Genomic DNA, 3,917 nt, shown 5'->3' with positions numbered 1-3,917 from the left:
GGCGTACCGCGGTCGTCGTCGCGGTGGACGGCCGCGCGGCCGGGCTGATCGGCATCGCCGACGCGCCCCGCGACAGCTCCGCGGCCGCCGTGGCGGCGCTGCACGAGGCCGGCGTCGAGGTCGTCATGCTGACCGGCGACAACGAGGCCACCGCCCGGCGGATCGCCGACCGGCTCGGCATCGACACCGTGATCGCCGAAGTGTTGCCGGGCGACAAGGCCGCCAAGATCGTCGAGCTGCAGCGCGACGGGCGCAAGGTCGCGATGGTCGGCGACGGCGTCAACGACGCCCCCGCGCTCGCCCAGGCCGACCTCGGCATCGCGATCGGCGCGGGCACCGACGTCGCCGTCGAGACCGCCGACGTGGTGCTCATGCGCTCCGACCCGCTCGACGTGCCGACGGCGCTGGTCATCGGCCGCGGCACACTCCGCAAGATGCGCCAGAACCTGGGCTGGGCGATCGGCTACAACACGATCGCGCTGCCGATCGCGGCCGGCGTCTTCGAACCCGCCTTCGGCCTGGTGCTGCGACCGGAGATCGCCGCCCTGTCCATGTCCGGATCGAGCGTCATCGTCGCGGTCAACGCACTCGCCCTCAAGGGGCTCCGCCTCCCGCGCCCTGCCGCCGCCGGAGACTGAGCACCGGACAGCTGTCTCGTGGCGACCGTCGAGGTCACCTAATCCGAGTGCTCTTCCGCGAGTTCTTCGACGGTTCCGCCGGTGGACAGCCGGTCCAGGACGCCGACCAGGTGCGGGCACTCGCTCGCGGGATGGTCAGCGGGGCAGGTCAGCGCCGCTGAGAGGAACCGGCGGGCGCCCTGGGCTCGCTCGATCAGGGCGTCCAGTTCGCCGATCTGGTCCCGCACCGCTGATCGCCATTGCTCGCCGGACTCGTCCATGACGGCGGCGGCGGTGTCGAGCCGGACTCCGAGCCGTTGCATCAGGGCGATCAGTGCGAGGCGGCGCAGCTCGGTCCGGCCGTACATCCGCCTTCCGGCATGGCGGGCCGCCGGCCGTACCAGGCCTCGTTCCTCGTAGTACCGCAGGGCCGAGGTGTTGAGGTGGAGGCGACGGGCGGCCTCACCGATGGATATGAGCTCCATGCGTCCATTTGACTTCAACCCGCCTTGAACCGCGAACCTGGGAGCATGGCCACCAAGGAGATCCAGTCCTGGGCGTACGACGAGCCGATCCGCTCTCCGTTCGCCCTTCCGCAGGGAGTCCTCGGGCGTTTGGCAGGACGGCTCATGCTGTGGCTCAACGATCCGGGCGAACTCGTGACGCTCATCGGGAAGCAGGACAGCGTGCTGGAGGCCGGATGCGGGCCTGGTGGCCTGCTGCGGCACATCGAGGCCGAGCGGGTCTGCGGCATCGACCCGTCGCCCGAGATGCTGCGTCAGGCGGCCCGGCACAACCGCGGGCGCGACGTCGAGCTGCGGCTCGGCACCGCGGCGGACACGGGCTGTCCCGACGGCAGCTTCGACGTCGTGGTCTCGGTGAACAACGTGGCGATGTGGCCGGACCTGGAGGCCGGCATCCACGAGTTGCGTCGGGTGACCCGGCCACGTGGCAGGCTGCTCATCGCCTGGCACAGCGCCACCGGCCGCTCGACTATCGCCAGGAAGAACGCTCTCCCCGAGGAGAAACTGGGGCGTATCGCTCACGCCCTGGGCGAGCCGACGCGGCGCCATGAGCTCACGAATCTGACCGTTCTCGAAAGGCGCTGCCCAGGCCCGGCGTTGCCGGAGTACGGGCGGACGTAGGCCCGCTGGGTTCCGTTGATGACGGGCGAGGGGGTGTCCTCAGGGGAGGATGAAGGTGCCTCCGGCTGCGGCCGCGAGGTCGGGGCCGAGGGCGGCCGCGGGCGTGTAGGCGCCGGGCCTGCCTTCGCCGCGGGCCAGGCGTGCGGCTATTTCGGCGGCGGCGCCGGCGGTGTAGTCCATGCCGTCATCGGCGCGTAGCCATCCTTCTCGGCTGGTGCCGTCCGGCCAGGTGACGACGGCGTGTCCCCAGGAGTGCCGCCGGGGACGGGAGGCCGCCTTGAGCCGGAGGCCGGCCAACTGGCGGACGGCGAAGCGGCGCACTGCTGGAATGGACAGCAGCTTCCCGGCGAGCGGAAGGATCGCTCGTACGGCCGCGCCGGTGGGGACCAGGGCGGAGGTGGCGGTGACGTTCGGCGCTCCGCTGGCCCGCTGCGCGGCGATGAGCTCGCCCGAGGGTGCTCCCGCCGACTTCACCTTCTGCCCGTCGGGGAGCGTGAGGTGTTGCGCGCCTGCGCCGAGCCTGGTCCTGGCCAGGCGGCCGTCTTCGTAGCGGAGTTGGCCGGTGGTCAGCACGTCGATGATGGAGGCGGCGAAGGCAGCACCCATGACGCCCGCCTCGATGGCCACAGAGCCCAAGGCGTCCACCCGCACGTGGCTGGGGACGGGGCGGCCGGCGCACAGGGCGACGACGACGGCTTCCGTCGCCAGGACGCCGAATCCGGCACCGGTCACCAGGGTGCTGCCGGCCGCTGCCGCCTCGTCGTGCAGGTCGAGGAGCCGGGAGGTGGCGGTCGGGTCGGCGGCCAGGTCCAGGTAGTGCCCGCCCGGCATGCAGGCGCGGGCCAGCCGCAGGGCGGTTTCGGCGTACTCACCGATGGTGTTGACCACCACGGTCGGCCGCTGCTGTGCGATCTGTTCCGCGATCTTCTCCGTCGTGTCGGCGACGACGACCTTCACCCGGTCGCCCTGGCCGAGCTTCGCATGCGCCTTGTCCAGGCGGTCACGGTCGCGCCCGACCAGTGCTATCGGCACATCTCGTGAGGCCAGGCGGGTGGCGACGGCGGCGCCGATCCGGCCCGTCGCTCCCAGGATCCATACCTCACCGGTCCGTGCGTCTGGCGTGCCGTGAGTCATTGGAAATCCCTCCGGGCTGAAATCCAGGTGATGTCTCAGTGTGTCATCACTGATGCTAGCACCGACGACACACTGAGACATCATTTGTTATTGTCAGGCCATGGCGAGATGGGATCCCGGAACCGAAGAGCGCCTGATCAAGGCCGCACTGGAGCTCTACGCGGAGCACGGATACGACAACGTGACCGTGACGCAGATCGCCGAGCGCGCCGGCATCACCCGGCGCTCGTACTTCCGCTACTTCCCCGACAAGCGTGAAGTCCTCTTCGCCGGCTCCGAGCGGCTGCCCACCGCGATTCAGCAGGCCGTCCTCGCCACGGCCGAGACCTCATCGCCGCTGTCCACCGTCCTCGACGCCCTCGCCGACGTCGGCGCTCAGCTTGCGGAACAGGTCAAGAACGTCGCCGAGCGCCGCGCCGTGATCGACGCCAGCGCGGAACTCCAGGAACGCGAGCGCACCAAATTCGCTGCCGTCACCGCCGCGATCCGCACCGCACTCGAACAGCGCGGCACCGAAACCGGCACGGCACACCTGGTGGCCCAGATCGCCCTGGTCGTCTTCCAGAACGCCTTCGACCAATGGGCCAACGCGAACGGCCAGACGGACTTCGTCACCTGCCTACGGGTCGCCACCGCATCGCTCCGGGACACCGTGAATGCGGACTCGACGAACAGGACCCCCAGTTGACTGCTTCGCGTGTCTCCGTCGGCTGCGCCCAGATCTTTGGCGGCACGTCCTGTGGCCCGAAGGCGGCGATCGCCTTCGGGCCACAGGACACGGTTCCTATTTGAAGCGGCGCAGCCGCAGGCTGTTGCTCACCACGAACACGCTGGAGAACGCCATCGCCGCACCCGCGATCATCGGGTTGAGCAGCCCCAGCGCGGCCAGCGGCAGCGCGGCCACGTTGTAGGCGAACGCCCAGAAGAGGTTCCCCTTGATCGTCTTCAGCGTGCTGCGGGACAACCGGATCGCCTCCGGCGCCACCCGCAGATCGCCCCGCACCAGGGTCAGATCCGCGGC

At 70.3% G+C, this 3,917-nt stretch carries 5 protein-coding genes and 1 pseudogene; 3 read left to right on the top strand and 3 right to left on the bottom strand.

The genetic code is table 11. The annotated features are described in order from the left end of the window. A partial coding sequence (locus ACWDX9_RS60790; RefSeq protein WP_449973032.1) for an HAD-IC family P-type ATPase occupies positions 1–638 on the top strand: 638 nt, incomplete at its 5' end. Between the two features lie 38 nt (positions 639–676). On the opposite strand, the gene ACWDX9_RS60785 is transcribed toward ACWDX9_RS60790, so the two are convergent. Further along, on the bottom strand, positions 677–1,102 hold the full coding sequence (locus tag ACWDX9_RS60785) for a MerR family transcriptional regulator (RefSeq protein ID WP_449973031.1): 426 nt from the start codon (positions 1,100–1,102) through the stop codon (positions 677–679). 45 nt (positions 1,103–1,147) lie between these two features. Here ACWDX9_RS60785 and ACWDX9_RS60780 point away from each other — a divergent pair, with 45 nt between their 5' ends. Continuing rightward, positions 1,148–1,762, top strand: a complete 615-nt coding sequence (locus tag ACWDX9_RS60780) for a class I SAM-dependent methyltransferase (protein WP_449973030.1) — start codon at positions 1,148–1,150, stop codon at positions 1,760–1,762. A 39-nt stretch (positions 1,763–1,801) separates the two neighbouring features. On the opposite strand, the gene ACWDX9_RS60775 is transcribed toward ACWDX9_RS60780, so the two are convergent. After that, entirely contained in the window at positions 1,802–2,896 is a 1,095-nt protein-coding gene (locus tag ACWDX9_RS60775) for a saccharopine dehydrogenase NADP-binding domain-containing protein (protein WP_449973029.1), read from the bottom strand. A 100-nt stretch (positions 2,897–2,996) separates the two neighbouring features. Between ACWDX9_RS60775 and ACWDX9_RS60770 the strand changes: the two genes are divergently transcribed. Continuing rightward, a complete protein-coding gene (locus tag ACWDX9_RS60770; RefSeq protein ID WP_449973028.1) occupies positions 2,997–3,584 on the top strand; it encodes a TetR/AcrR family transcriptional regulator in 588 nt (195 codons plus the stop codon). Positions 3,585–3,680: 96 nt separating this feature from the next. Here ACWDX9_RS60770 and ACWDX9_RS60765 read toward each other — a convergent pair. Further along, positions 3,681–3,917, bottom strand: a pseudogene (locus ACWDX9_RS60765) (heavy metal translocating P-type ATPase); the annotation flags it as partial.

This window comes from Nonomuraea sp. NPDC003201, from assembly GCF_053590415.1.
Note: the sequence above shows the minus strand (reverse complement) of the source record. Positions and strands in the feature narration are given on the sequence as shown.

Bases quoted from the DNA above. Each gene is read 5' to 3' on its own strand.
- ACWDX9_RS60785 (WP_449973031.1), bottom strand. From the start codon at position 1,102: ATGGAGCTCATATCCATCGGTGAGGCCGCCCGTCGCCTCCACCTCAAC.
- ACWDX9_RS60780 (WP_449973030.1), top strand. From the start codon at position 1,148: ATGGCCACCAAGGAGATCCAGTCCTGGGCGTACGACGAGCCGATCCGC.
- ACWDX9_RS60770 (WP_449973028.1), top strand. From the start codon at position 2,997: ATGGCGAGATGGGATCCCGGAACCGAAGAGCGCCTGATCAAGGCCGCA.
- ACWDX9_RS60775 (WP_449973029.1), bottom strand. From the start codon at position 2,896: ATGACTCACGGCACGCCAGACGCACGGACCGGTGAGGTATGGATCCTG.